Annotated in this window: 28 protein-coding genes; 16 read left to right on the forward strand and 12 right to left on the reverse strand. The window is 72.9% G+C overall.

Features of this window, described 5'->3' with window-relative positions; all coding sequences use genetic code 11:
• Window positions 1-38: 38 nt before the first annotated feature.
• Window positions 39-392, reverse strand: a complete 354-nt coding sequence (locus QWZ14_RS24235; RefSeq protein WP_290319539.1) for a hypothetical protein — start codon at window positions 390-392, stop codon at window positions 39-41.
• Between the two features lie 84 nt (window positions 393-476).
• Between QWZ14_RS24235 and QWZ14_RS24240 the strand changes: the two genes are divergently transcribed.
• The 3 genes from QWZ14_RS24240 (at window position 477) to QWZ14_RS24250 (ending at window position 3,289) form a co-directional block, all read left to right on the forward strand.
• Window positions 477-854, forward strand: coding sequence for an ArsR/SmtB family transcription factor (locus tag QWZ14_RS24240; RefSeq protein WP_290319540.1), 378 nt, complete (start codon window positions 477-479; stop codon window positions 852-854).
• Window positions 855-920: 66 nt separating this feature from the next.
• Window positions 921-2,216 carry an arsenic transporter gene (locus QWZ14_RS24245; protein ID WP_290319541.1) on the forward strand — a complete coding sequence of 432 codons (1,296 nt, stop codon included), beginning with the start codon at window positions 921-923 and terminating at the stop codon, window positions 2,214-2,216.
• Entirely contained in the window at window positions 2,213-3,289 is a 1,077-nt protein-coding gene (locus QWZ14_RS24250) for an ArsO family NAD(P)H-dependent flavin-containing monooxygenase (protein WP_290319542.1), read from the forward strand. The genes QWZ14_RS24245 and QWZ14_RS24250 overlap by 4 nt, the downstream gene beginning before the upstream one ends.
• Here the strand turns inward: QWZ14_RS24250 and QWZ14_RS24255 are convergent.
• From QWZ14_RS24255 to QWZ14_RS24270, 4 genes are all read right to left on the reverse strand, one after another.
• Complete coding sequence (locus QWZ14_RS24255) at window positions 3,286-4,173, reverse strand: TauD/TfdA dioxygenase family protein (protein WP_290319543.1); 888 nt, start codon at window positions 4,171-4,173, stop codon at window positions 3,286-3,288. The two genes, QWZ14_RS24250 and QWZ14_RS24255, sit on opposite strands and share 4 nt — an antisense overlap.
• Before the next feature lie 47 nt (window positions 4,174-4,220).
• The gene (locus QWZ14_RS24260; protein ID WP_290319544.1) at window positions 4,221-4,547 is read right to left on the reverse strand and encodes a hypothetical protein; all 327 of its coding nucleotides are present in this window, start codon (window positions 4,545-4,547) and stop codon (window positions 4,221-4,223) included.
• Window positions 4,547-5,143 carry an EamA family transporter gene (locus QWZ14_RS24265; RefSeq protein WP_290319545.1) on the reverse strand — a complete coding sequence of 199 codons (597 nt, stop codon included), beginning with the start codon at window positions 5,141-5,143 and terminating at the stop codon, window positions 4,547-4,549. The genes QWZ14_RS24260 and QWZ14_RS24265 overlap by 1 nt, the downstream gene beginning before the upstream one ends.
• Window positions 5,144-5,163: 20 nt before the next feature.
• On the reverse strand, window positions 5,164-5,529 hold the full coding sequence (locus tag QWZ14_RS24270) for a response regulator (protein ID WP_290319546.1): 366 nt from the start codon (window positions 5,527-5,529) through the stop codon (window positions 5,164-5,166).
• Window positions 5,530-5,772: 243 nt separating this feature from the next.
• On the opposite strand from QWZ14_RS24270, the gene QWZ14_RS24275 reads away from it, so the two are divergent.
• Together QWZ14_RS24275 and QWZ14_RS24280 are read left to right on the forward strand one after the other, a co-directional pair.
• Window positions 5,773-7,437, forward strand: coding sequence for a DUF6311 domain-containing protein (locus QWZ14_RS24275; RefSeq protein ID WP_290319547.1), 1,665 nt, complete (start codon window positions 5,773-5,775; stop codon window positions 7,435-7,437).
• Between the two features lie 69 nt (window positions 7,438-7,506).
• Window positions 7,507-8,265, forward strand: a complete 759-nt coding sequence (locus QWZ14_RS24280; RefSeq protein ID WP_290319548.1) for an SDR family NAD(P)-dependent oxidoreductase — start codon at window positions 7,507-7,509, stop codon at window positions 8,263-8,265.
• Window positions 8,266-8,272: 7 nt separating this feature from the next.
• Here the strand turns inward: QWZ14_RS24280 and QWZ14_RS24285 are convergent, their stop codons facing one another.
• The 3 genes from QWZ14_RS24285 to QWZ14_RS24295 form a co-directional block, all read right to left on the reverse strand.
• Entirely contained in the window at window positions 8,273-8,452 is a 180-nt protein-coding gene (locus QWZ14_RS24285) for a hypothetical protein (RefSeq protein WP_290319549.1), read from the reverse strand.
• A 319-nt stretch (window positions 8,453-8,771) separates the two neighbouring features.
• The gene (locus QWZ14_RS24290) at window positions 8,772-9,479 is read right to left on the reverse strand and encodes a DUF2459 domain-containing protein (RefSeq protein ID WP_290319550.1); all 708 of its coding nucleotides are present in this window, start codon (window positions 9,477-9,479) and stop codon (window positions 8,772-8,774) included.
• Window positions 9,476-10,270, reverse strand: coding sequence for an enoyl-CoA hydratase/isomerase family protein (locus QWZ14_RS24295; protein ID WP_290319552.1), 795 nt, complete (start codon window positions 10,268-10,270; stop codon window positions 9,476-9,478). The genes QWZ14_RS24290 and QWZ14_RS24295 overlap by 4 nt, the downstream gene beginning before the upstream one ends.
• A 129-nt stretch (window positions 10,271-10,399) precedes the next feature.
• Between QWZ14_RS24295 and QWZ14_RS24300 the strand changes: the two genes are divergently transcribed.
• Window positions 10,400-12,460, forward strand: coding sequence for a calcium-binding protein (locus QWZ14_RS24300; RefSeq protein ID WP_290319553.1), 2,061 nt, complete (start codon window positions 10,400-10,402; stop codon window positions 12,458-12,460).
• A gap of 36 nt (window positions 12,461-12,496) precedes the next feature.
• On the opposite strand, the gene QWZ14_RS24305 is transcribed toward QWZ14_RS24300, so the two are convergent.
• From QWZ14_RS24305 to QWZ14_RS24320, 4 genes are all read right to left on the reverse strand, one after another.
• Window positions 12,497-13,177, reverse strand: coding sequence for a glutathione S-transferase family protein (locus QWZ14_RS24305; RefSeq protein WP_290319554.1), 681 nt, complete (start codon window positions 13,175-13,177; stop codon window positions 12,497-12,499).
• Between the two features lie 94 nt (window positions 13,178-13,271).
• Window positions 13,272-13,583 carry an HU family DNA-binding protein gene (locus QWZ14_RS24310; protein ID WP_290319555.1) on the reverse strand — a complete coding sequence of 104 codons (312 nt, stop codon included), beginning with the start codon at window positions 13,581-13,583 and terminating at the stop codon, window positions 13,272-13,274.
• Between the two features lie 78 nt (window positions 13,584-13,661).
• Complete coding sequence (locus QWZ14_RS24315) at window positions 13,662-14,645, reverse strand: Bug family tripartite tricarboxylate transporter substrate binding protein (RefSeq protein ID WP_290319557.1); 984 nt, start codon at window positions 14,643-14,645, stop codon at window positions 13,662-13,664.
• Between the two features lie 64 nt (window positions 14,646-14,709).
• Window positions 14,710-15,633 carry a 2-dehydropantoate 2-reductase gene (locus QWZ14_RS24320; protein ID WP_290319558.1) on the reverse strand — a complete coding sequence of 308 codons (924 nt, stop codon included), beginning with the start codon at window positions 15,631-15,633 and terminating at the stop codon, window positions 14,710-14,712.
• Window positions 15,634-15,759: 126 nt separating this feature from the next.
• Here QWZ14_RS24320 and QWZ14_RS24325 point away from each other — a divergent pair, with 126 nt between their 5' ends.
• From QWZ14_RS24325 to QWZ14_RS24370, 10 genes are all read left to right on the forward strand, one after another.
• Window positions 15,760-16,353 carry a glutathione S-transferase N-terminal domain-containing protein gene (locus QWZ14_RS24325; RefSeq protein ID WP_290319559.1) on the forward strand — a complete coding sequence of 198 codons (594 nt, stop codon included), beginning with the start codon at window positions 15,760-15,762 and terminating at the stop codon, window positions 16,351-16,353.
• A gap of 62 nt (window positions 16,354-16,415) precedes the next feature.
• Window positions 16,416-17,633, forward strand: a complete 1,218-nt coding sequence (locus QWZ14_RS24330) for an ABC transporter substrate-binding protein (RefSeq protein ID WP_290319560.1) — start codon at window positions 16,416-16,418, stop codon at window positions 17,631-17,633.
• A 40-nt stretch (window positions 17,634-17,673) separates the two neighbouring features.
• A complete protein-coding gene (locus tag QWZ14_RS24335; protein ID WP_290319562.1) occupies window positions 17,674-18,102 on the forward strand; it encodes an EVE domain-containing protein in 429 nt (142 codons plus the stop codon).
• Window positions 18,103-18,104: 2 nt separating this feature from the next.
• Window positions 18,105-18,599, forward strand: a complete 495-nt coding sequence (locus tag QWZ14_RS24340) for a GFA family protein (protein ID WP_290319588.1) — start codon at window positions 18,105-18,107, stop codon at window positions 18,597-18,599.
• The gene (locus QWZ14_RS24345; protein ID WP_290319563.1) at window positions 18,596-18,964 is read left to right on the forward strand and encodes a Rieske (2Fe-2S) protein; all 369 of its coding nucleotides are present in this window, start codon (window positions 18,596-18,598) and stop codon (window positions 18,962-18,964) included. Before QWZ14_RS24340 ends, QWZ14_RS24345 begins: the two co-directional genes overlap by 4 nt.
• A 162-nt stretch (window positions 18,965-19,126) precedes the next feature.
• Window positions 19,127-21,061 (forward strand): acetate--CoA ligase, encoded by a 1,935-nt coding sequence (gene acs, locus QWZ14_RS24350; RefSeq protein WP_290319565.1) that lies wholly within the window; start codon window positions 19,127-19,129, stop codon window positions 21,059-21,061.
• Window positions 21,062-21,642: 581 nt separating this feature from the next.
• Entirely contained in the window at window positions 21,643-23,259 is a 1,617-nt protein-coding gene (locus QWZ14_RS24355) for a hypothetical protein (RefSeq protein WP_290319566.1), read from the forward strand.
• Window positions 23,256-24,611, forward strand: coding sequence for a glycosyltransferase (locus tag QWZ14_RS24360; RefSeq protein WP_290319567.1), 1,356 nt, complete (start codon window positions 23,256-23,258; stop codon window positions 24,609-24,611). The genes QWZ14_RS24355 and QWZ14_RS24360 overlap by 4 nt, the downstream gene beginning before the upstream one ends.
• 26 nt (window positions 24,612-24,637) lie before the next feature.
• Window positions 24,638-25,549 carry a hypothetical protein gene (locus QWZ14_RS24365; RefSeq protein WP_290319568.1) on the forward strand — a complete coding sequence of 304 codons (912 nt, stop codon included), beginning with the start codon at window positions 24,638-24,640 and terminating at the stop codon, window positions 25,547-25,549.
• A gap of 253 nt (window positions 25,550-25,802) precedes the next feature.
• Window positions 25,803-26,477 carry an HAD family hydrolase gene (locus QWZ14_RS24370; protein ID WP_290319569.1) on the forward strand — a complete coding sequence of 225 codons (675 nt, stop codon included), beginning with the start codon at window positions 25,803-25,805 and terminating at the stop codon, window positions 26,475-26,477.
• Window positions 26,478-26,489 lie beyond the last annotated feature (12 nt).

A 26,489-nucleotide genomic window follows, 5' to 3' on the forward strand; every position in this document is an offset into this window, starting at 1 on the left:
AGGTGCCGGACGGAATCGCGCGGCGGCGGGATGCCCGCTCACGGGCTGCCGGCGAGGCCGGCGAACCACGCGGCATAGGGGGAATTGCGGGCGAGGTGCCGGTTGTAGTCGGGGGCGCCATCCTCCCACCAGACCGGGCCGCGCTCGCCGAGCCCCTGCTTGGCCGCCTCCACCCGGGCCCGGGCTTCCTCCCGCGCGGCGGCATCGCCCCGGCGCATCGCCTGGCCCTTGGCCCGCCGCGCCGCCATCAGCGCCTGCACCAGCGCGGCCCGCTTGGCCGGCGCCAGGCGGGGGTCGCTGCAGCGCCAGAGCCGGCCGCGGACGACGAAGTAGCGCCCGTCCGGCGTCACCGGATGGGCGCCGGCCTGGGACTCGGGCGGCGGGGGCGTCATGCCCGAGCCTCGCACGGACCTGCCCAGGGACGGAACGCCGCCGCCCCGCTAGGCAGCAGCATATATATCTGTAAATCTGGATATATGGAAAAAAACCTGGCCATCGCCGGCCTGGGGGCGCTCGCCCAGGGCACCCGCCTGGACGCCTTCCGCCTCCTGGTGGCAGCGGCGCCGGAGGGGCTGCCCGCCGGCACGGTCGCCCGCCGGCTGGCGGTGCCGCAGAACACCCTGTCGGCGCATCTGGCCATCCTGGCCCGGGCCGGCCTGGTGCGGTCGGCGCGCCAGGGCCGCTCCGTCATCTATGCCGTCGACCTCGACCGGCTGCGGGCGCTGATGCTGTTCCTGGCCGAGGACTGCTGCGGCGGCCGGACCGAGCTCTGCGCCCCGCTGATCGCCGCCCTGGCGCCCTGCCGCGGCGCGGCCCCGGAGCCGTGCCGCGCCGCGGGGACGGTGCCGCCCTGACACCGACGCCCGCGGCCCGCCGGGCCGCCACGCAACTGCCCGCGCCGCCGCGGGCCGAGGAGACCCATGCTCGCCCTGCTCATCTTCCTGGCCACCCTCGCCCTCGTCATCTGGCAGCCGCGCGGCCTCGGCATCGGCTGGAGCGCCATCGGCGGCGCCGTCCTGGCGCTGCTGACCGGGGTCATCGGCTGGGCCGACGTGCCGGTGGTCTGGCAGATCGTCTGGGACGCCACCTTCACCTTCGTCGCGCTGATCGTCATCTCGCTGCTGCTGGACGAGGCCGGCTTCTTCCAATGGGCGGCGCTGCACGTCGCCCGCTGGGGCGGCGGCAGCGGCCGGCGCCTGCTGCCGCTGGTGGTGCTGCTCGGCGCCGGCATCGCCGCCGTCTTCGCCAATGACGGCGCGGCGCTGCTGCTGACGCCCATCGTGGTGGCGATCCTGCTGCGGCTCGATTTCCCGCCGGCCGCCACCCTGGCCTTCGTGGTGGCCACCGGCTTCGTCGCCGATACCACCAGCCTGCCGCTGGTGATCTCCAACCTCGTCAACATCGTCTCGGCCAATTACTTCGGCATCGGCTTCAACCGCTACGCCGCGGTGATGGTGCCGGTGAACCTGGTCTCGCTCGCCGCCACGCTGGGCGTGCTGTGGCTCGCCTACCGCCGCGTGGTGCCGGCCCGCTATGCCCTGGCGCAGCTCGCGCCGCCGGCCAGCGCCATCCGCGACCCGTTGATCTTCCGCGCCGCCTTCCCGCTGCTGGGGCTGCTGCTCGTGGCCTATGTGGTGCTGGCGCCGCTCGGCGTGCCGGTGGCGGCGGTGACCGGCGCCGCCGCCCTGGCGCTGCTCGGCCTGGCGCTGCGCGGCGGCCGGGTGCCGGTGGGCCGGGTGCTGCGCGGCGCGCCCTGGCAGATCGTGGTCTTCTCGCTCGGCATGTACCTCGTGGTCTACGGGCTGCGGAACGCCGGGCTGACCGGTTACCTGGCCGGCGCCCTGGCCTGGCTGGCCGGGCAGGGCCCCTGGGTCGCCACCATCGGCACCGGCTTCGGCGCGGCGCTGCTCTCCTCGGTGATGAACAACATGCCCGGCGTGCTGGTGGGCGCGCTGTCGATCGAGGCGGCGCCGGGCATCCCGGCGGTGACGCGCGAGCTGATGATCTATGCCAATGTCATCGGCTGCGACCTCGGCCCCAAATTCACCCCCATCGGCAGCCTGGCGACGCTGCTCTGGCTGCACGTGCTCGGCACCAAGGGCATTCGCATCACCTGGGGCCAGTACATGCGCATCGGCCTCGCCATCACCCCGCCGGTGCTGCTGCTGGCCCTCGCCGCCCTGGCGCTGTGGCTGCCGCTGCTGGGGCCGGCATGACCCCGGTCCGCCGCCGCGTCGTCGTCATCGGCGGCGGCCAGTCGGGCCTCGCCATCGGCTATTTCCTGCGCCGGGCCGGGCTCGATTTCGAGATCCTGGATGCGTCCGGGAGGCCGGGCGGCGCCTGGCCGGCGGCCTGGGACTCGCTCCGCCTGTTCTCCCCGGCGCAGTGGAGCTCCCTCCCCGGCTGGCCCATGCCGCCGGTCCCCGGGGCGTACCCGGGCCGCGACGACGTGGTCGCCTACCTCACCGCCTATGAGCGGCGCTACGCGCTGCCGGTCCGCCGCCCGGTCGAGGTGGTGGCGGTCGAGGCCCGGGCGGAGGGGCTGCTGGTGCGCGGCACCGATGCGGCCTGGCTGGCGCAGGCCGTGGTCAGCGCCACCGGGAGCTGGCGGCGGCCGGTCATCCCCGCCTACCCCGGGCAGGAAAGCTTCCGCGGCCGCCAGCTCCATTCGGCCGGCTACCGCGCCCCGGAGGCCTTCGCCGGCCAACGCGTGCTGGTGGTCGGCGGCGGCAATTCCGGGGCGCAGATCCTGGCCGAGCTGTCGCAGGTCGCCATGACGACCTGGGTGACCGAGACCGAGCCGCGCCTCCTGCCCGACGAGGTCGACGGCCGCGTGCTTTTCGCGCGCGCCACGGCACGGCTGCGGGCGCAGCAGGAGGGACGCGCGCCCGAGGCCCCGGCCAGCGGCCTCGGGGAGGTGGTCGCGGTCCCCCCGGTGCGGGCGGCGCGCGACCGCGGCGCGCTGCGCAGCCGGCGGCCCTTCCTGCGCTTCGAGCCGGATGGGGTGGTATGGCCGGACGGCAGCCGCAGCGCCGTGGATGCGGTGATCTGGTGCACCGGCTTCCGCCCCGCCCTGGACCACCTGGCGCCGCTCGGCGTGCTCGACGCCGCGGGCCGGGTGGCGGTGCGGGAGGGCCGGGCGGTGGGCGAGCCGCGGCTCTGGCTGCTCGGCTACGGCGACTGGACCGGCCTCGCCTCCGCGACCCTGGCGGGGATCACCCGCACGGCGCGGGAGGTGGCGAAGGACATCGCCCGCAGCCTCGGCGAGGACCCGAGGGACGGTCCCTAGGCCGCCTGCTCCAGGGTCGGCGCCACGTCGGCCACCGTCGTCCGGTGCAGGTCGCGCGGCTGCTCCGCCGCGTAGCGCCGCGCCCGGTGCATGGTCGCCCGGTTGTCCCACATCACCAGGTCATGCGGCTGCCAGACATGGGCATGGACGAACTCCCGCTGGGTCGCGTGCTCGGTGAGGTCCCGCAGCAGGGCGCGGGCTTCCGGCACCGGCATGCCGTGGATCGCCCCGGCATGCGCCGAGAGGAACAGCGAGAGCCGCCCCGAGCCGGGGTGGCGGCGGACCAGGCGCTGCGGCACGGGGGTCCATCTCGCCAGCTCCGCCGCGGTGAAGTCGGTGAAGCCGAGCACGCCGCGGGAGTAGATCTGGCTGTGGTCGCAGACCATGTCGCGGACCAGCGCCTGGGTTTCCGCGTCGAGTGCGTCCCAGGCGGCGCGCATGTCGGCGAATTCGGTGTTGCCGCCGGTGGCCGGGATGACCCGGGCCGAGAGCAGCGAGTACATCGCCGGCGTCGGCTTGAAGGAGCTGTCGCTGTGCCAGAGCATGTTGCCCAGGCTGAACAGCCGCTTGCGGTCGTCCCGCGCCAGCGGCTTCAGGTCGCGGTCTAGGTTGGAGATGTCGTTGACCTCCATCGCCAGGCGGCGGGCCTCGCCCTGGACGATGTCGCCGGTCGCCAGCTCCAGTTCGCCGAAGTGGCGGCTGAAGGCGATCTGCTGGGTGTCGTCGATGCGCTGGTCGCGGAAGACCAGCACGGCGTAGCGGTCCATGCCGGCGCGGATGGCGGCGGCCGTCGCGGCCTCGATCGGCTGGCGGAGGTCGATCCCGGCGACCTCGCCGACGAAGCCGGGGCGCGCGGGATTGGCGGGGCGGATGGACAGGGTCATCGGCGGGGTTCCCTCGTCGGGGCTTCCGATGCCCCGTTGCCGCCAGCCTAATCCCGGGCCGCCGGCTTGTCAGCGGCGGGCTCGGCCAGCAGCCGCACCGCCCCGGCGCCGAGCAGGGCGGCGCCGAGCAGCGGCAGCCGCAGCGGCTCCCCCAGCAGCGGCACCGCGGCCAGGGCGGTGACCGGCGGCACCAGGAAGAACAGGCCGGTGACCCGGCCGGCGGCGCCGCGCGCCAGCAGCCAGAGCAGCAGCAGCGTGGCGCCGACCGAATTGGCCAGCACCGTCCAGGCGAAGGCGAAGCGGAAGGCCGGGTTCGCCCAGTCGATGCCCGGCCCGGGCTGGCCCCGTTCCAGGCCGAGCCAGCAGAGGCCCATCACCGCCGTGCCCGCGGCGAGCTGGACGGCGGCCGCGGGCAGCCCCGCCCCGCCGGCGCCGAAGCGCTTCTGCCACAGCGCCGCCCGGGCCCCGCCGGCCAGCGGCAGGGCCGCCAGGGCCGGGGTGGCGGCGCCCGGGCCGAAGCCGACCCGGTTGCCGGNGCGCCCGGGCCGAAGCCGACCCGGTTGCCGGCGACCAGCGCCGCGGCCAGCAGGCCGAGCCCGGCCGCCAGGGCGCGGCGGCGGGTGAAGGCCTCGGCGAGCAGGACGGCGGCGCCGGCGGCGGTCGCCACCGGGATCAGCCCGACCACCAGCGCGGCGACCCCGGCCTCCATCCCGGCCGCCATGCCGGCATAGATCCCGGCGTAATGCCCGCCCTGCAGCAGCAGCCCGACCATGGCCGCATGGCCAAGCGCCGCGCCGCGCGGCCAGGGCGCCCGGCGCAGCAGCGCCAGCCCGGCCAGGATCGCCGCCGCCGCGGCGAAGCGGAGGCCGGTGACGGCGAAGGGAGGGCCATGCCGGATGGCGAGGGCGCCGAACAGGATCCCGCTGCTCCAGAGCGGCACGAAGACGCCGCCGGCGAGCCACGGGGGCATCCGCAGCAGGGCGGGCCTGCCTAGTCGGGGTCCCGGGCGGCGGCGTCGCGGATGGCATTGGCCAGCGCGGCGGGGGCGAAGGGCTTCTCGAGGAAGCGCTCGTGGCGACGCAACGAATAATGCTCGGTCTCGGCGACCGTGCCGCTGATGAGGATGACGCCGATTTCCGGGTGGCGGGCGCGGGCGACATCGGCCAGGTCGAAGCCGCTGAGGCCGTCGCCGAGGCTGATGTCGGTGACCAGCACGTCGGGCACCTGGCCGGCGCCGAGCAGGATCAAAGCGTCCTCGGCGTTGGCCAGGCCGTTCACCTCGATGCCGGCCTCGCTCAGCGTATCGGACAAGGTCATGCGCAGCAGCGCATCGTCTTCGATGAGCAGAACCTGCATCGCCGCCTCCCTGTCATGGCCCGTTGTGTCTCAGCGGTCCGCGTGGTCCACGAACCATGTTATGGCCTGCAAAGCGTGCAGGGACCAGCCGTGGTGCCGCGGTGCAGACCCGACATGTGCGTGCAGGGCGGATCCGCAAACACATCCAGGGCGCATCCGCGCCGGCAATCCGGCGTTCGCAGGAGGGCGGAGGATCAGGGATGCCAGGCAGCCAGGGCGCGGTGGCCGCGTGACGCACTCGTGATGGGTGGACGGGAGGGCCGCGGGGACTGGCCCGGCGGCGTGATGGCGGCCCTGCTCGGGGCCGCCCTGGTGGTGGGGGTCTTCGGCCTCGCCGCGCTGAACCCCTGGAACCAGGGCTGGCTGCTGGCCGGCCCGCTGGGGCCGGACCCGGTGCAGCTCTGGCTGGGCTGGAGCTACTTCCGCGCCTCGCCCTGGCTGCTGCCGCCCGGCGCCAACCCGGCCTACGGCATGGAACTGGGCACCGCGATCTACTTCGCCGATGCCATCCCCCTGCTGGCGCTGGCCTTCAAGGCGCTGCGCGGGGTGCTGGAGGTGCCGCAATACGTCGGCCCCTGGCTGCTGGCCTGCGGCCTGCTGCAGGGCTACCTGGGCTGGCGGCTGGTCGGGCTGGCGACGCGGGACCCGCTGGCCCGGGTCTGCGGCGCCGGCCTGCTGGTGCTGCAGCCGATGCTGGTCAACCGCATGGCGGGGCACACCCCGCTGGCCGGGCAATGGACCCTGCTGGCCGCCCTGCTGCTGGCCTGCACGCCGGTGGAGGCCCGGGAGAGGCCCTGGCGCCGCGGACTGCTCTGGGCGCTGCTGCTGGCCACGACCAGCCTGATCCACGCCTACCTGCTGGCCATGGCCGGGCCGCTCTGGGCCGCCGACCGGCTGCGCCGCGGCCGGCCCGGGCTGCTGCCCGAGGTCCTGGCGGTGCCGGGCGCGGTGGCCGCGGCGCTCTGGGCGGGCGGCTTCTTCCTGCTGCGCGGCGGGCATGACGGCGGGCCGGGCCATGACCTCGGCGGCTACGGCACCTGGAATTTCGACCTGCTGGCCTTCTTCGACGGCGGGCTGTGGTCGGGGCTGCTGCCGGACCTGCCGGATCCCGGCCATTGGGAGGCCGGCAGCAGCTACCTCGGCCTGGGCGGGCTGCTGCTGCTGGCGATCGGCCTCCTCGCCCTGGTGCAGCGGCCGCGGCCGATCCCGCGCCGCCTCTGGCCGCTGCTGGCGGCGCTGCTGGGGCTGCTCGCCTTCGCCATCACGCCGCGGGTGACCATCGGCGGCGCCGGCGGCACCATCCTGGCTCTGCCGGACCGGGTGCTGGCCGTCGCCGGGGCGCTGCGCAACGCCGAGCGCATGGTCTGGCCGCTGGCCTATGCGCTGCTGCTGGGGGCCATGGCGGCGATGGCGCACCGCTGGGGAGGGCGGCGGACCGGCTGGGTGCTGCTGGCTCTGCTGGCGGTGCAGGCGGTGGACCTGCGGCCCGGCCTCGCCCGGCGGCATGCGCTGGTGGCCGGGGCGCCGGCCGGGGTGCCGCCGCGGCTGTTCGATCCCTTCTGGGACGAGGCCGCCGGCCGCTATGCCCGGGTCCGCGCGGCGCCGGCCGGGAACATGGGCGAGGGCTGGGAATCCATCGCCCGCTTCGCCGCCAGCCACGGCATGCCGACCGACAGCATCTACATGGCGCGGGTCGATGCCGCCGCCGCCGCGGCGCTGCGGGACAAGGTGGCCGACATCCTGCGCAGCGGCCGCTACGAGCCGGGCACGCTCTATGTCCTGCGGGATGCCGAGAGCCTCGCCCTGGCCCGTGCCGCGGCCGACCCGCGGCGCGACCGCATCCTGCAGGCGGATGGCTACTGGGTGCTGGCCCCCGGCTGGCACGACCGGAGCCCGGCCGGCGGCTGAGCCGGCCGCCCGCTGCCCAGCCGCCCCGTCCCCCGCTACACTCCCGGCCCATCAAGGGGAGGCATGGCCATGGACATCTCGGGCATCGCGGCACTGGTGACCGGCGGCGGCTCCGGCCTCGGCGCCGCCACGGCGGAGGCGCTGGCCGCGGCCGGCGCGCATGTGGTGGTGATGGACCTGCGGCAGGAGGCGGCGGCGGCGGTCGCGGCGCGGATCGGCGGCGTCGCGGTGGCGGGCGACGTGGCCGAGGAGGGGGCGGTCGCGGCGGCGCTGGATGCGGCCGAGGCCCTGGGCCCGCTGCGGCTGGCGGTGAACTGCGCCGGCATCGCCCCGGCCGCGCGCGTCGCCGGCCGCCAGGGGCCGCATCCGCTCGGGCTGTTCGAGCAGGTGGTGCGGGTGAACCTGATCGGCACCTTCAACGTGCTGCGCCTGGCCTCGGCGCGGATGGCGGCGCTGGAGCCGCAGGCCAGCGGCGAGCGCGGGCTGGTGGTGAACACCGCCTCCATCGCCGCCTACGAGGGCCAGATCGGCCAGTGCGCCTATGCCGCCAGCAAGTCCGGCGTGGTCGGGCTGACGCTGCCGGCCGCCCGCGAGCTGGCACGCTTCGGCATCCGGGTGATGACCCTGGCGCCGGGGCTGATCGAGACGCCGATGCTGGCCGGGCTGGCGCCCGAGGCGCGGGAGGCGCTGGGCCGGCTGCCGCTGTTCCCGAACCGGCTGGGCCGGCCGGATGAATATGCCAGCATGGTGCTGGCCATCGCCGCCAATCCGCTGCTCAACGGCGAGACGATCCGCCTCGACGGCGCGCTGCGGCTGACGCCCGCCTGACCCGGCCTCAGGCCCGGGCGCTGTAGGCCGGGGCCGGCAGGCGTTGCAGCGGCGGCAGCGCCGCCGGTCCGGGACGGCGCCAGGCCGGCGCCTCCGCGTTGTCGTGCCACTGCGGCGCGCCGAAGCTGTTCGCGGCGCAGCCCGGCAGGGCGGTGGCCAGCAGCAGTGCCAGGATCCGGTATCGCATCCGCCCAATTCCCCGTTCGGCCGATCCGGCCAGCCTTGCATGCTCGGCGGCCGGTGTCCTCCTCGATTTGCGTGGCGCGGCGGCCGCCGGTCCCGGGATTCGCCGGGCCGATCGCGCGGCAGGCGGAACCAATGTCCAGGGGGAACGTATTGCCGCCATGGCGCCGCGCCACGAAGCGGCGCCGCCCCCTGGATCGAGGACCCGCCATGCGTCACGTCACCCTGCTGATCGCCGTCACCCTCGGGCTGGCGGGCTGCGTCAGCTTCAGCAGCAGCAACCCGAACCCACCGGCGCGCGACACCGTCGTGGTCCCCTCCCGCTAGGATCGCACCGGGGCCGGTGACGCCGGCACAGCGACCCCGGCCTGCCGCTGCGCCGCGACCGCCCTGGCCCGCAGCATGACCTGGCGGGCCAGGACGACCCCCGGGACCCGCAGCGGCAGCCCGGCCATGGCCAGCGCCTCGGCGGTCCAGGTGTTGCAGGTATAGGTGGCGGCATAGGTCATGCCGGAGGCGAGGAACACGCTGCCGGGATAGGGGCCTTCCGCGAAGGGCCGCAGCCGGCCGCCGGCCTCCGTCCCGCCGCGGTCGAGGCTCCCGGCGACGAAGGCCTGCAGCCGGGCGAATTCGAGCGCCGACAGCGGCAGGGGCACGACGTCCTCCGGCCCGAAGGCGGCCTCGGGGGCGGTGGCCAGCGCGGTCAGCAGGATGGCGCCGCGCCCCGGCAGCAGCGCCCGCAGCATCGCAAGCGGCGTCTCCTCCCGCCCCAGCAGGAAGGCGCGGTCGCCGAAGCCGAAGACCAGGTGGCGGGCGCCGGGAAAGCCCTCGGCCAGGCCGGCCAGCGCGGGGTGCAGCCCGGCCGCCGGCAGCGCGATATCGGTGTGCCAGCCGCGCCCGACGACATGAACGAGGGTGGTGGGGCCGCCGGCCGCGGCGGGCGGCGGCGGCGGCCGGGTGGCACAGCCGGCGAGGGCCAGCGCCAGGCCCAGCAGCGCCTGGCGCCGGGAGGCGGCGCCGGGCGCGGTCAATCGCCCAGTTGCGGCAGGTTGAAGCGGTCCGCCGGATCATCCCATCCCTTGAAGCGCGGAGGCCGCTTCTCGGCGAAGGCGGCGCGGGATTCCATCAGGTCGGACTTGGCGCCGTGGTCGTGCAGCTTCGCCGCCAGCGCCTCGAAGACCGGGGCCGGCTTCGGCCGCATCTGCCGCATGAGGTGGATGGTATTGACGCGGGAGGCCGGCGGCAGCGTCAGCAGATGCGCCGCCATCTCGAGCGCGGTCGGCAGCAGCGCCTCGGGCGCCACCAACCGGTTCAGGAAGCCGAGCTCGTAAAAACGCTCGGCGGTGAAGCGGTAGCCGAGCGCCATCTCCAGCGCGATGGCATAGGGCAGGTTGGCGATGGTGCCGTGGTTGTAGCCGCCGAGCAGCCAGCGCTTCGCCTCCGAGACCTCGAAGACCGCGCCCTGCACGGCGACGCGCAGGTCGGTGCGCTCCACCAGCATGAAGCCGCCGCCCATGGCGAAGCCGTTGATGGCGGCGATGACCGGCTTCTCCAGCGCGCCGGCCATGAAGGGGTCCTCGCCCGGCGGGCGGCGGCCGCCCGGGGCGCCGTCGGCAAGCGATTCCTTCATGTCCTCGCCGGCGCAGAAGCCGCGGCCGGTGCCGGTGAGGATGCCGACCTCCAGCCCGGGGTCGGTGCGGAAGCCGGTCCAGATCTCGGCCAGGGCGCAGCGCAGCTCGTGGTTCAGCGCATTCATCCGCTCCGGCCGGTTCAGCCGCACCACCAGCACCTGCCCGTGCCGTTCGGTCTCGACCACGCTCATCGCCGCATCCCTCCGCCGCCTTCCGCCACTCTGTGGCGGGCGGCGGCGGGGTGCAACGGGGGGAGGTCCGGCCCCCCGCCCTAAACCAGGGCGACAATATTATATGCGATAGACTATACTGGCGGGATCATGGCCCAATTCGTCGTCGCTCCCGATCCGACCTTCCCGCAGGACATCCCGGGATTCATGCGCAGCGGGGACTTCGCCACCCTGCGGGTGGTGACGGCCACCGCCACCCAGTACGTGGCGACCATGCTGGTCGCCAACCCCTATGCCGCCACCGGCGGGCCGGCGCAGGTCGAGGTGTCGCTGCAGTTCAAGGGCGTCGGCATGGTGTTCGACGGCGCCGTGCCCATCGGCGGCACCATCACCGAGGTGCTGCGGCTGCAGACCGGGGCCGGCGAGCCCTTCCTGTTCCTCGACGGCATCGGCATCGCCGGCGCCACCCTCGGCGCCCTGATCCGGGCCCGGGACGAGGCCGGCATCGCCGCGCTCATCCTCTACGGCGACGACACCATCACCGGCTCGTTCAATTCCATCGCCGTCCATCCGAGCGGCGACCTGCTGCAGGGCTATGCCGGGGACGATGCCATCTACGGCCGCGAGGGCCTCGACACCCTCCTCGGCGGCGAGGGCCATGACCGGATCCTGGCCGGCACCGGCGACGACCTGGGCTTCGGCGAGGCCGGCGACGACACCCTGTTCGGGGAGGCCGGCCAGGACACGCTGGACGGTGCCGCGGGCGCCGATGCCATCGCCGGCGGCACCGGCCACGACAGCCTGCTCGGCGGCATCGGCAACGATGCCCTGGTCGGCGAGGCCGGCAACGATACCCTGCTCGGCGAGGCCGGCGACGACCGGCTGACGGGCGGCGTCGAGGACGACTGGCTGGATGGCGGCGAGGGCCAGGACACGCTGGTCGGCGATTCCGGCAACGACACCATGCTGGGCGGCGCCGGCGCCGATTCGCTCTTCGCCGATACCGGCGCCGACCGGCTCGACGGCGGCCCGGGCAACGACACCCTCGACGGCGGCAACGACGCGGACCTGCTGGCCGATGCGGCCGGCGACAACGAGCTGCGCGGCGGCGAGGGGCTGGACACGCTGATCGGCGGCGCCGGCCAGGACACGCTGATGGGCGGCGGCAACCCGGATGTCATGGCGGGCGGGGCGGGCAGCGACGTCTACTACGCGGACGACGCCGCCGACGTGATCTACGAGAATCCCGGCGAGGGCATCGACGAGGTCCGCGCCTCCGCCAGCGTCTACCTCTATGCCGGCATCGAGAACCTCACCCTCATCGCCGCGACCGGCAACAGCTTCGGCGTCGGCAACGCGCTGGACAACGTCCTCACCGGCAACGAGGGCGAGAACCTGCTGATCGCCGGCGCCGGGGCCGACACCGCCTATGGCGGCCTGGGCAACGATGTCCTCTACGGCGAGGACGGCGCCGACCGGCTGTTCGGCGGCGGCGATACCGACTACCTCATCGGCGGCGGCGGCGCGGACAGCGCGGATGGCGGCTCCGGCAGCGATGCCCTCTACGGCGAGGCGGGGAACGACAGCCTGGTCGGCGGCGAGGGCTTCTTCACCGATATCCTCATCGCCGGCGAGGGCGCCGACACGCTGGACGGCGACAGCGGCCTGGCCGACTACGACCTGATGGACGGCGGGGCGGGGGACGACACCTATGTCGTCGACACCTCCGCCGACCTGACCTTCGAGGCGCCCGGCGGCGGCAGCGACCTCGTCCTCGCCGATATCCCGGGCGGCGGCTACTACCTCTATGCCAATACCGAGGCGCTGGTCCTGCTCGGCACCACTGCCTACGGCGTCGGCAACGAGCAGGCCAACCTGCTGGTCGGCAATGCCGGCGGCAACTACCTGCTGGGCGGCGCCGGCGACGACACCCTGGACGCCAAGGCCGGCGACGACGTGCTGTTCGGCGAGGCCGGCGCCGATGTCTTCGAATTCCAGCGGGGCAGCGGCGGGGATCTCATCGCCGACTTCTCCCGCGGCACCGACCGCATCCAGCTGGTCGACTTCGCGGCGGCGAGCTTCGCCGCGGTCCGCGCCGCCAGCTTCGACAATGGCGGGATCGCGGTGATCAACCTCGGCGACGGCGACTTCGTCATGCTGCGGGGGGTCGCCGCGGCCGAGCTGGCCGCGGCGGATTTCATCTTCGGCTGAGGCGCCGGGCGGCCTGCGCGGCCGGCCGGTGGCGCCTCAGGCGACCTTCTTGCCGAGGTGCGGGAACATCGCCAGCCTTGCGGCCTCGTCCATGTCCGCCTTGAAGGCGTGCTTGTCCTTCAGCGCCAGGGCGCGGGCGGCGGCGGGGCGGGCGCTGACCAGGTCGAGGTGGCGCTTCACGTTCGGGTAGCCGGCCATGGCATCCGGCCCGAGCACGAAGGGCACCAGCCGCGACCAGCCCCAGAGCGCCATATCCACGATGGAATAGCTGCTGCCGGCCATGAACTCGTGGGTCGCCAGCCGCGCGTCGACGATGCCCCAGTGGCGTTGCGCCTCGAAGGTGTAGCGGTTCACCGCGTAGTCCTTCGGCTCCGGCGCGAAATTGCGGAAATGCACGGCCTGGCCGGAATAGGGGCCGATGCCGCTGGCGATGAACATCAGCCAGGACAGCATCTGGCCGCGGTCGGCGGCACCCGGCAGGAACTGGCCGGTCTTCTCCGCGAGGTAGAGCAGGATGGCGTTGCTGTCGAAGACCGTCTGGTCGCCGTCGACGATGGCCGGGACCTTGGCATTCGGGTTGATCGCCAGGAAGGCGGCGGCGTGCTGCTCGCCCTTGCGGGTGTCCACCGGCACCGGCTCGTAGGCCAGGCCCATTTCCTCGAGGCAGAGCGCGACCTTGGTCGGGTTCGGGGCGAGGTTATAATAGAATTTGAGCATGCTGCGGTCCTCCCGGGTTGGGGACCGGATAAGGCAAGCCTTTGGCGGGGGACGCAAGGGCGAGCTGCGGGACGCCGCCCCGCAGCCCGGGCCCTCAGGCCTTGGCGGCCTTGCGCTTGGCCTTCTTCATGCCGGAGAGCGCCGCATCCTTCAGCGCCGGGCTGGCCTTGAAGCGGACGGTCGCGCCGGCCTTCACCGCCACCTTCTCGCCGGTGCGGGGGTTCAGCGCGCTGCGCTTGGCCGTCTCGCGCACGATGAAGGCGCCGAAGTCGGGGATGGTGAAGCGACCGGACTCCACGATCTCCGCCTTGATGGCGGTGATGATGTCGGTCGCGAGCGCATTGGCCGCGAGGGTCGGCATCTCGGTGGACTTGACGATGACGTCGGTCAGGAACTTCTTCGACACGCACTAAACTCCTTTGGATTCGCGCGGCATAGCGCGAACCGCGGGATTTGTCAGGAGCAACATCGCCGCCATGGCGGATCACTCCACCGTGGCACCCGAAAGCCGCACCAATTCCGCCACCCGCGGCAGCTCCGCCGCGAAGAAGGCGGCGAATTCCGCAGGCGTGCTGCCCACCGGCTGGTAGCCGAGCTGCTCCAGCCGCTCCCGTATCGCCGGCTGCCGCAGGCCGGACGCCACCTCCTGCGACAGCCGGGCGACCGCCGCCGGCGGAGTCCCGGCCGCGGCAAAGAGGCCGAGCCAGCTGTTGAAGCTGTAGCCCGGCACCGCTTCCGCCACCGCCGGGATATCGGGCAGCTGCGCGGATCTCGACTCCCGGGTGATGCCGAGCGCCCGGACCTGGCCGGCGCGGACCTGCTGCAGGGCCTCGACCACCGGGGCGAACATCAGGTCCAGCCGGCCGGAGACGAGGTCGGTCATGGCCGGGGCGCCGCCGCGGTAGGAGACCTGGGTGAATTTCACCCCGGCCAGGTGCTCGAACTGCGCCATGGCGAAGTGCTGGGTGCTGCCGGCGCCGGCGGTGCCGCAGTTGAGGCTGCCCGGCCTGGCCCGGGCGCGCGCCACCAGCGCCGCGACATCCGGCACCGCCAGGCCGGGGTGGACCACCAGCAGCGCGGCGCTCAGCGCCACCAGCGACACCGGGGCGAAATCCTTCACCGGGTCGAAGGGCAGGTTGCGATACAGCGCCGCATTGGTCGCGTGCGACCCCATCGAGGCCACCACCAGCGTATGCCCGTCGGGCGCGCTGCGGGCGACGTATTCGGTGCCGACGTTGCCGGCGGCGCCGGTGCGGTTCTCGACCAGCACCGGCTGGCCCAGCCCGGCGGTGATGGCCTGGGCCACCACCCGGGCGGTGGTATCGGTGCTGCCGCCGGGGGCGAAGCCGACGACGAGGCGCACCGGGCGGTCGGGGCTCCAGACGGGTTGGGCCAGGCTCGGCTGGGCCAGGGCCGGGCGGCAGAACGGCAGGCCGGCGAGCACCGGCAGCAGGCGGCGGCGGTTCATGGGCGGATCCTCCTTCGGCGGGGCGTTGGCCGCCCTCGCGCTTTGCATCGGTCCCGGGGCGGCCTCAGGCCGGCGTGCCGTCCACGTAGGGCTTCAGCGCGGCATAGATCAGGGCATGGGTCGGGGTCGGGACGCCGGCCTCCCGGCCCATCGCCACCACCTTGCCCGAGAGCCAGGGCAGTTCGATCCGGTTGCCGCGGATCAGGTCGATCGCCATGGAGGCCATCATGCTCGGCGGGGAGTTCCGATTGAAGCCGGCCATCTTCTGTTCCACGTCGGGCGGCAGCGGCACGCCGCGGGCGCGGGCCACCTCGATCACCTCCCGGTAGGCCGCGGTGAAATAGGGCGCGATGTCCGGGTCGTCCCGCAGCCGGCCGATCGGCTGGCGGGTCAGGGCCGTCAGCCCCGCGTTGCTGGCCAGCATGATGAATTTCATCCACAGCTCGGTCACGATGGCGGGGCTGAGCGTGGCATCGAAGCCGGCCTTCTCGCAGAGCGCGAGGAAGGCCTCGGCGCGCGGGCTGCGGGTCCCGTCCAGCTCGCCGAAGATCATCCGCATGAAGGTGCCGGTCTGGCGGATGACGCCGGGCTCGGCGATGGTGGCGCTGATCTGGGCGACGCCGCCCATCACCGCGCGGGGGCCGAGGATCGGCAGCAGCCGCTCGCTCGCGTCGATACCGTTCTGCAGCGGCAGCACCGCGGTCTCCGGCCCGACCATGGGCCTGATCCGTTCCCCCGCGGTCTCGACATCCCAGAGCTTCACGCAGAACAGCACCAGGTCCACCACGCCGATGGCGGCGGGGTCGTCGGTCGCCTGGGTGGGCAGCAGGTGGCTCTCGCCGCGGCCGCCCTCGACGCGCAGCCCCTTCTCCCGCATGGCCGCGAGATGCGCCCCCCGCGCGAGGAAGGTCACATCCGCCCCGGCCCTGGCCAGGGCCACGCCGAAGCCACCGCCGACGCCGCCGGCCCCGATCACCGCGATCCGCATGCCCGTCTCCTGATCCTTCGGGCGATCATCGGGGGTTTCGCGGCGGCCGTCCAACTTCCCCCTGGCCGCCTTGCGGCGCCCGGCGGGCTGACCCATGGTTCCCGCCGCAATCCGGAGGGACCGCCCATGAAGATCGCCTTTTCGCCAGCCAGCCCCTATGTCCGCAAATGCACCGCCAGCGCCATCGCCCGCGGCGTGCCGCTGGAGCGCTGGACCGTCGGCACCACCGACCCGGCGCTACTGCCGGTCAACCCGCTGGCCAAGGTGCCCTCGCTGGTCACCGACGACGGCGTCTCGCTCTACGACAGCCCGGTGATCTGCGAATACCTCGACAGCATCGGTGATGCGCCGAAGCTGTTTCCGCCCGCCGGCCCGGCCCGCTGGAAGGCGCTGCAGCAGCAGGCCCTGGCCGACGGCATCCTGGATGCCAGCCAGCCGCGCCGGCGCGAGGTGGCGCTGCCGCAGGACCAGGGCCGCATCGACTACATCGTCATGCAGCAGGGCAAGGTCGCCCGCGCGCTCGACGTGCTGGAGGCCGAGGCCGATAGGCTTGGGATGCTCACCACCATCGGCGAGATCACCATCGGCTGCGCCCTCGGCTATCTCGACTTCCGCTTCCCGCACGAGCCCTGGCGCCCCGGCCACCCGAAGCTCGAGGCCTGGTACGCCAAGGTGGTGGCGCTGCCGCCGCTGGCCGAGACGATGCCGCCCGCCGGCTGAGCACCGCCGGGCTTGGCGTGGTGGCGGCGACCTGGGATAGTTTCGCCCAAGGGAGAACCACCATGTCCAAGATCGAACGACGGGCCCTGCTGGCCGGGCTGACGGCGGCGCCATTCGCCGCGCCGGGAATCCTGCGGGCCCAGGCCGCGCGGCCGGTGCAGATCGGCCTGCTCAGCGACATGAGCGGGCCGTTCAAGGATGTCGGCGGCCCCGGCAACCGGGTGGCGGCGGAGCTCGCGGTGCAGGATTTCGGCGGCAGCCTGCTCGGCCGCCCCATCACCCTGCGCCAGGCCGATGGCCAGAACCGCGCCGATGTCTCCGCCGGCCTCGCCCGGGAATGGATCGACAACCTCGGCGTCGACGTGCTGGTGGATGGCGCCGCCAGCTCCTCGGGCCTCGCCATCCAGGAGGTCTGCCGCGAGAAGAAGCGGATCTACCTCATCACCGGGCCGGCGACCTCGGACATGACCGGGGCGAAGTGCTCCCCCTACGGCATGCACTTCGGCTTCGACACCTATGCCCTGGCGCATGGCACCGGCACCGCCCTGACCAAGTCGGGCGGCGACAGCTGGTACTTCATCACCTCCGACTACGCCTTCGGCCATGCGCTGGAACGCGACACCATGGCCGCGGTCCGCGCCAACGGCGGCAAGGTCCTGGGCGCGGTGCGGGCGCCGCTGAACAACGCGGATTTCTCCGCCTTCCTGATCCAGGCCCGGGCCTCCGGCGCCAAGGTCATCGGCATGGCGCTGGCCGGCGTCGATCTGCAGAACTGCATCAAGCAGGCGGCGGAATTCGGCATCACCCGCGGCGGCACCAAGCTGGCGACGCTGCTGGTGCAGGTGACCGACGTGGTCGCGCTGGGCCAGCGCACCTGCGAGGGCATGGTCTATACCGACAGCTTCTATTGGGACATGACGGAGGCGACGCGCGCCTGGTCCCGCCGCTACATCGCCCGCATGAACAGCCCGCCCGGGCTGCAGCATGCCGCGGTCTATACCGGCGTGACGCATTGGCTGAAGGCGGCGAAGGAGGTCGGCGGCCTGGACGCGGATGCGGTCGCGGCGAGGATGAAGGCGACGCCGGTCAACGACTTCTACAACGACAACGTCCGCATCCGGGAGGATGGCCGGACCCTGCACGTGATGTACCTCTGGCAGGTCAAGCCGGCCGCCGAAGCCCGCCATCCCTTCGACTTCAACAAGCCGCTCGCGACCATCGCGCCGGAGGATGCCTGGCGGCCGCTGAGCGAGGGCGGCTGCCCGCTGGTTCGCGCCTGAGGGGCTGGGGTAGGATCATCCCCGCAACGGGGATGATCCGATGGGCCATTGGCTGGTGAAGAGCGAGCCGGACGCGTTTTCCTGGGACCAGCAGGTCGAGGCCAAGGTCGAGCCCTGGACCGGCGTGCGCAACGCGCTGGCCGCTATCAACCTGCGGGCCATGCGGCAGGGCGACCTGGCCTTCTTCTACCACTCCAACATCGGCAAGGAGATCGTCGGCGTGGTCGAGGTGGTGCGCGAGGCCTACCCGGACCCGAGCGACGAGACCGGCCGCTGGGTCTGCGTGGACATGCAGGCGCTCTCCCCCGTGCCGCGGCCGGTGACCCTGGCGGCCATCAAGGCGACCCCCGAATTGGCCGATCTGGCCCTGGTGCGCCAGTCGCGCCTTTCCGTGATGCCCATCGGCGCGGAACACTGGGCCATGCTGTGCCGGATGGGCGGCTGGAAGCCCCCGAGGAAGCGGAGGTGAGCATGCGGCTCGAAGGGTCCTGCCAGTGCGGCGCGGTGAAATTCCGGGTGGAAAGCCCGCATCCCTATCCCTACCAGCGTTGCTATTGCTCCATCTGCCGGAAGACCCAGGGCGGCGGGGGCTATGCCATCAACCTCGGGGCGGACAACGCCAGCCTGAAGGTGACGGGGCGGCAGAACATCACCATCCACCATGCCAAGGTGAAGAACCCGGAGGACGCGCGGGCGCATCGCAGCAGCGGGGAGCGGCATTTCTGCAGCCAATGCGGCAGCGCCCTGTGGCTGTATGACCCGACCTGGCCGGAGCTGGTGCATCCCTTCGCCTCGGCCATCGATACGCCCTTGCCGGCGCCGCCGGAGACGACCCACATCATGCTGGAGTTCAAGCCGGACTGGGTGGCGGTGGAGGCCGGGCCCAAGGACCGCCAGCACCAGCGCTACCCCGAGGAAAGCATCGCCGGCTGGCACGAGCGGCTCGGCCTGACGAAGGACGCATGATGGTGGACGCGGCGGTCGGCGCGGATGAACGGGTCCTGTGCCGGGAGGACGAGATCGCCGAGGGTGCGGCGCGCGGCTTCCCGGCCGCGCCCGGCGGCTTCACCGGCCTCTTCGCGGTGCGGAAGGCCGGGCAGGTGATGGTCTACGTCAATTCCTGCCCGCACATCGGCCTGCCGCTGGAGCCCCTGCCGCACCGCTTCCTCGATACCCGCAAGACCCACATCATCTGCTCGGTCCATGGCGCGCGGTTCCGGATCGAGGACGGGGTCTGCATCACCGGCCCCTGCGTCGGCCAGGAGCTGGAGGCGGTTCCCTCGCGCGTGGTGGACGGGCTGCTGGTGGTGCCGGCGGACGCCGGGGTATGACCCCCTGCCCCGGCCGCCCGGGTGAACCGGACGCCTGACGCGGCCCGCCCGCGGGTCAGGCTTCACGGCCTTTTCGCGCCGCCTCCGCCGCCCCGATTGACGCCGCGCAAGGCGGCATGGACAAACTCCCCCTACAAAGCGTGACGCCAGGGGAGGCCCAGAATGTCCGAGACCCAACTGATCACGGTGAAGCCGGCCATCGCCGACCATGCGCTGGTCACCGCCGAGCAGCACAAGGCCATGACCGCCGCCGCCGCCGCCGACCCCGCCGCCTTCTGGGCCCGGGAGGCCGGCCGCGTCGCCTGGATGACCCCGCCGACCATCATCAAGAACACCAGCTTCACCGGCGACGTCTCGATCCGCTGGTTCGAGGACGGCATCCTCAATGCCTCGGTCTCCTGCCTCGACCGGCACCTGGCGACCAGGGGCGACCAGACCGCCATCCTCTGGGAGGGCGATGACCCGAACAGCGACGCCAGGGTCACCTACCGCGACCTGCACGGGCGGGTCTGCCGCCTCGCCAATGCGCTGCGCGACCTCGGCGTGCAGAAGGGCGACCGGGTCTGCATCTACCTGCCGATGATCGTCGAGGCGGCGGTCGCCATGCTGGCCTGCGCCCGGGTCGGCGCCATCCATTCCATCGTCTTCGGCGGCTTCTCCCCGGACAGCCTGGCCTCGCGCATCCAGGACAGCGAATGCACGGTGCTGATCACCGCGGATGAGGGCCGCCGCGGCGGCCGTGCCGTCGCGCTGAAGACCAATGCCGACGAGGCGCTGGCGACCTGCCCCAGCATCCGCGCCGTCGTCGTGGTGCGGAACACCGGCCGCGAGGTGCCGATGCAGGCCGGCCGCGACCACTGGTACGAGGCGATCACCGCCGGCCAGCCGGCCGAGTGCGCGCCGGAGCCGATGGGCGCCGAGGACCCGCTGTTCATCCTCTATACCAGCGGCAGCACCGGCAAGCCGAAGGGCGTGCTGCATACCACCGGCGGCTACATGGTCTGGGCCAGCTACACGCATGAGCTGGTCTTCGACTACAAGCCGGGCGAGGTCTACTGGTGCACCGCCGACGTCGGCTGGGTGACTGGCCACACCTACATCGTCTATGGCCCGCTGGCCAACGGCGCGACGACCCTGATGTTCGAGGGCGTGCCGAACTACCCCAGCGTCTCCCGCTTCTGGGAGGTGGTGGACAAGCACCAGGTGAACATCTTCTACACCGCGCCGACCGCCATCCGCGCCCTGATGCGCGACGGCGAGGCGCCGGTGCAGAAGACCTCTCGCGCCTCGCTGCGAATCCTCGGTTCGGTGGGCGAGCCGATCAACCCGGAAGCCTGGCTCTGGTACTACCGCGTGGTCGGCGACAGCCGCTGCCCCATCGTCGATACCTGGTGGCAGACCGAGACCGGCGGCATCCTGATCTCCCCCCTCCCCGGCGCCGTGGACCAGAAGCCGGGGTCGGCCACCCTGCCGCTGCCCGGCGTGCTGCCGGCGCTGGTGGATGGCGAGGGCAACCGGCTGGAGGGCGCGACCGAGGGCAACCTGGTCATCCTCGACAGCTGGCCCGGCCAAGCGCGCAGCGTCTACGGCGACCACGAGCGCTTCATCCAGACCTACTTCTCCACCTTCCCCGGCACCTACTTCACCGGCGACGGCGCCCGGCGCGACGAGGACGGCTACTGGTGGATCACCGGCCGGGTCGACGACGTCATCAACGTCTCCGGCCACCGCATGGGCACCGCCGAGATCGAGAGCGCCCTGGTCGCCCACCCGAAGGTGGCGGAGGCCGCCGTCGTCGGCATGCCGCACGACCTCAAGGGCCAGGGCATCTACTGCTACGTCACGCTCAAAACCGGCGAGGAGCCGACCGAGGCGCTGCGGAAGGAGCTGGTCGCCTGGGTGCGGAAGGAGATCGGCCCGATCGCCTCGCCGGATGCCATCCAATGGGCGCCGGGCCTGCCCAAGACCCGCTCCGGCAAGATCATGCGCCGCATCCTGCGCAAGATCGCGGCGAACGAGACCGGGGCGCTGGGCGATACCAGCACCCTCGCCGATCCGGGGGTGGTGACGGATTTGGTTGCCAACCGCGTCGGGTAGCCGGAACAGGGCGTGAATCGCCACGCCCATCGGCCAAAAATTGGTTCCACCGAATCAATATGATGGCGCGAGTCGCAGGAACGAATCGCTGACCTGCGACTCGGGCGGGCGGAAAAGGCTTCGGCCACAAGGGCTTGTGGGTCCCGGATCCCGCGCTCCACAAGGCCGTTCACCATCCGGTCCCCTGCCCGGCCCGAGTCGCAGCCCGGCCCGAGTCGCAGCCCGGCCCGGCCGCCACCCGTTCCGGTGCCGGCACCACGTCCCGCAGGCAGGGCGGGGCTTGGTGTGTCCCGCGCGGGACAGGGCACCGCGGATCGTGCGCATCGCCCCGGTGTCGTTGCGAGTTCGGGCGTCGCCGCCCTTGACGCCCGCCATCTCGCAACTGCAAATGGGTGCGACTTCGGTCGAACACCACATTAACGCATGAGCGACGCGGCAGGACGCGACCGGCCATCCGGCGAGGCTTGCGCGGCGAATTACGGTCTCGGGGGCATCATGGTCGCATATCATTACGGCTGCTGCGGCCGGGCTGCCGGATCGACCCGACCGCCGCACCCCGCCGCCTGAGCGGTCCATCCGTCATGGAGCCCAGCCGCCCCGCCGCCGACCTCGATCTCCGCAGCGTCCTGGAAGCGCATGCGCAGGCCGCGGCCGAGCTGCTCGCCCAGCCGCTGCGCCCGGTGTCCGATCACCTGGCGGGCTACGTCGAGACCATCTGGGCCGAACGGCCCGGCGCGGTATGGCTCACCGGCTGGGTCAGGCGCGACGCCGGGCAGGAATTCCCGGTGGTGCTCGCGGATCGGCGCAAATACGCCGGCGCCATGGCGCTGGCCTGCTACGAACGCGCCGACCTGCCGCCCGATGCGCATGCCTTCGTCGGCCTGCTGCAGACCGATTGGCAGCCCGGCGCGGAGACCACCGACGTCTTCGTCTTCCTCGGCCCGGAGCTGCGGCAATTCATCCGCAGCGTCAGCCCGCTGCGGCTGCAGGACGGCCCCGGCTTCGCGGCGGAGTTCGGCCGGGTCCAGGCGCTGTGCCATGCCGGGCGCGTCAATGCCCTGCGCGGCGCCATGCTGAGCGGCCGGAGCTGGCTGCCCGACACCGCGGCGGTCTCGGGCGCCACGGTCGAGGCCGCGGTCGATGAGATCCTGGCGCTGCCCGGCTTCGGCTGCTTCGTGCATGGCTGGCTGCTCAGCCCGACGAAGCGCCTGGTCAGGCTCTCGGTGAAGCTGGCCGACCGGGTGCTGCACAGCCTCCCCGGCAGCCTCTATTTCCTGCCGCGGCCGGATCTCGGCGCCGCCGCCCCGAAGCTGCCCGGCCTGCTCGATCGGGCCGGCTTCGTCGCCGCCATGACCGGCATGCTGCAGCCCGAGGATCTGGTCTCGCCGGTCCTCAAGGCCTGGTTCTCGGACGGGACCTCGGTGAATTTCGCCCTCGAGCCGCAGGTGGTGCGCCGGCTCGGCCATGCGGTGCCCTATGAGGCGGCGCTGCGCTTCTACCCCGCCCTGGCGAACGAGACCTTCTTCGCGGATTTCGCCGGCGCCGTGCGCGACGAGATGGCGGGCCGGCTGGCGGCGTCGCAGATGCTGGGCACGGCGCCGCAGGCCGAACGCTACGTCATCGCCATCCTGCCTCCGCATCCCTCCGATGCCCGGCTGATGGTCGACCAGCTGGCGCTGCGGCTGCGGGGCCGCGACCCGCTTCCGGCCGTCGCCCTGGTGGCGGAACAGGGCATGGCGCGGGCGCAGCTGCCGCTGATGGCCGACTGGGTGCGGACGGCCACCGGCGCGCCCTGCGCCCTCTTCACCATGGACGATACCAGCAAGCCCTTCCTGGCGCTGCCGGCCATCCTCGACAGCCTGGGCGCCCGGCGCTTCATGGTCGTGGGCGCCGGCGCCTTCCCGGATGCCGCGGCCTGGTCCGGCAGCCTCGACAGGCTGATGGGGGAGGAGGAAGCGCTGTCCGTGCTGACCGCCACCAATGGCGCGGCCCTGGCCGGCATGGTCTGGACCGCCGCCAACTTCCGCGCCCACCTGGCCACCGCCAGCCCGGCGGTCGGCGCGACCCATGGCCAGGCCTTCCTCGGCCCGGCGGCACGGGTGGCCGGCCGGGCCCGCATGACCGCACTGGGCGGCCGGCCCGACCGGATGCTCGAATCCGTCGATGCGGCGGCCCCGGCGCAGGGCGGCAGCCGATGAGCATCGAGCTGGATCCCGGGCTGCAGGCGCTGCTGCCGGTCGCCATCATCTCCCATGCCCATCCCTCGATCTCCAAGGGCGGGGCGGAGATCGCGGCCCATACGCTGTTCCAGGGCCTGCGGGCGCTCGGCATCCCCGCCGTCTTCATCGCCGCCGTGCCCCTGCCGCTGCGGGACCAGCTGGATCTCGGGGCCGATGAATACGCGGTCTTCCACGACCCCGCGGCCTACGACCACCTCTATCAGCTGGGCGACGCCGCCACGCTGCAGCAGCTCCGCGGCATCCTCCGCGAGACCGGCGCGCGGCTGCTGAACTTCCACCACTTCATGAGCTTCGGCATCAACGCCCTGCGCGACCTGGCACTGACGCCCGACCTGCGCACGGTGGTGACGCTGCACGAGTTCCTGGCCATCTGCCACCACCACGGGCAGATGGTGACCCGGCCGCATCGCAGCCTGTGCTCGATGGCGACCGAGAGCGCCTGCGGCGCCTGCTTCCCCGAGCTGGGCTGGCGCCGCATGGGCCTGCGGGCCGAGCTGTTCCGCGACAGCTTCGCGGCGGTGGACCACTTCATCGCGCCGAGCCAGTTCCTGATCGACCGCTTCGTGCAGTGGGGCGTCCCCGCCGCGCGGATGGGGATGATCGAGAATGGCCTGGCGCGCTTCATCCCGGAGCAGGATGAGGGGCCGGCCGCGGGGCAGAAATCCACCTGGGTCTTCGGCTACTTCGGCCAGGTCACCCCCTTCAAGGGCGTCGATGTCCTGCTGACCGCGGCGGAGCGCCTGGCCGGCATGCCCGGCATGGCCGAGCGGATCGAGATCCGCATCCACGGCAACCTGATGGGCGTCCCGGACGACTTCCGCGCCCGGCTGCAGGAGCTGACGGCAAGCCTGCCCTTCCTGCGCTTCACCGGACCCTACGAGAACGGCGCCGTCTTCGATCTCATGCGCGAATGCGACTATGTCCTGACGCCGAGCGTCTGGTGGGAGAATTCGCCGGTCGTCATCCAGGAAGCCTATGCCGCCGGCCGGCCGGTGATCTGCACCGGCATCGGCGGCATGGCCGAGAAGGTCAGGAACGGCGTCACCGGGCTGCACTTCCGCCGCGGCGACGGCAACGACCTCGCCCGGATCATCGCGACGGCGACCGATCCCGCGACCCACGCGGCGCTGCTGGCCCATATCCCGCAGCCCTTCGGCCCGGTCGAGATGGCGCGGCGCTACCTGCAGGCCTTCGCCGCCGCGGCCCGGCCGGGCTCGGCCGATGACGGGCCGACGACCACGGCCAGCCCCTCCTCCCCGATGCTCGACGTGGCTCTCCTGCGGGGACAACGAAAGAAGCGCGGCACCTGACCTGACTCAACCGGTGGAGCACAGATGTGATCAAGGGTGCGATCGAGGAAGTTTCCGCGCAGCTGGTGTCCGGCTGGATCTATTCGCGGACCGCGCCGCTGCGTGACGCCCTGATCCTGGCCTTCTCCGACGGAGTCTGCATCGGCACCGGCCGGGTGGACCGGTTCCGGCAGGACCTGGCGGATGCCGGCCTGGACGACGGCTACCTCGGCTTCAGCTTCCCCATCAGCCTGCCCGAGCATGCGGAGCTGGCCTCCGTCGTCGTGCGCCTGGCGGATGCGGAGGCCCTGCTGCTCCAGCGCGGCAGCCGGGTCGGCGGGGCCGGGACCCCCGGCCGGGCCGGCGAGCTGAAGGCCGACGACATGCTGCGGCGCATCCGCTGGCTGCGGCGGCGGAACATCATCGCCGGCGCCGAATACGACATCCTGCGCGGCCTGGCCCGGTTCGGCGTCCATGAGGTGCCGCTCGACATGGATCCCACGGTGCCGCAGTCGCCCGAGGAGGCCGCCGCCACCCTGGGCAGGAAGCTGCTCGAGCTGACGGTGCTGAACGAGGTCACCCTGAGGACCGAGCGGGTGACCGACGTCGACAGCATGCTGCGGGCCATCCGCGATGGCGGCGATCCGGCCAGCGGGGCGAGCCACGTCATCCTCTGGAGCCCGGTGCCGACGCGGGTCGGCGTCGTCGAGGGCGGCCATCTCGGCGGCCCGGGCGCCGACAGCGCCGGCGCCGTCGACTACCACGTCGATGCCTCGAACCTCCTCGTGCTGCACGCCGGCTGCTTGGTGGTGCCGAGGCCGGGCGCCGATTACCGCTCCCTCCTGGTGATGAGCGGGACGGCGGGCACCGATCCCGCCGACTGCGTGCCGGCGCGGCCGGAGCCGGTCCGCTCCAGCGAGGGGCCGCGTCCGCTGCAGGCATCGGTCACCCGCCTCTGACCTGTCCTGCCGGCGCCCGGGAGCCGGCGCCGGCCCCGCCCCCATCAATCATGGCGGGATCATCGATTGCCGCACCACCCGTCCTTGGCTATTCTGCCGGTGCAGCAAACGCAACCCGCATGTCACGTCGCAAGGCCCTGCCGATGCACCCGGACGCTGCCCGAGGCTTTCCCGAGACAGGCTCCGCAGGACCCGCGCCGACGGCGGCCCCCGGGCGGGCGCCCTGCCGCGGCGGAACCGGCAGGGCGGCGGCATGACGCGCAAGCCGCGGGCCGTCGTCTTCGACTGTGACGGCGTGCTCCTCGCCTCCAACCGGCTGAAGACGGCCATCTTCGAACAGGTGCTGCAGGGCGCCGGCTTCGCGGCGGCCGATGTCGCCCGCTTCCGGGTCTTCCAGCGGGCGAATTTCGGCATGTCGCGCTATCGCCTCTTCGATGCGCTGCTGGGCTGGCAGGACCTGTCCCCCTACCCCGCGACCTCGCGCGACGCCCTGTGCGCCGCCTATGGCAGCGCGCTCTATGCCCGCTACGTCCGCTGCCCCGCGACGCCCGGCATGGTCGGCGTGCTGCGCCAGCTGCAGGACGCGGGCGTCCCGCTCTTCGTCGTCTCGGGCTCCGACGGCGCCGAGCTGGCGGCGGTCTTCGCCGAGCGCGGCCTGGCACGGTGGTTCGCGGCCATTCACGGCTCGCCCGCGACCAAGGTCGACAACCTCGCCCTGGTGGCGGCGCAGCTCGGCATCCGCGCGCCGATGCCGGAGGTGGTCTTCGTCGGCGATGCCGAGGCCGACTGGAAGGCCGCGGCGGCGACGGGCTGCCGCTTCATCTACGCCGACCATTTCTCCACCGCCAAGCGTCGGATGCGGGCCCTGGCAGCGGAGACCGGCTTCCCGACGATCCGCGATCTCCGTGGGCTTGTCCCCCTGTTGTGAGGTGAGTGTACC

Origin of the sequence: Paeniroseomonas aquatica (assembly GCF_030409335.1) — a bacterium.
GTDB classification, from domain to species: Bacteria; Pseudomonadota; Alphaproteobacteria; order Acetobacterales; family Acetobacteraceae; genus Belnapia; species Belnapia aquatica.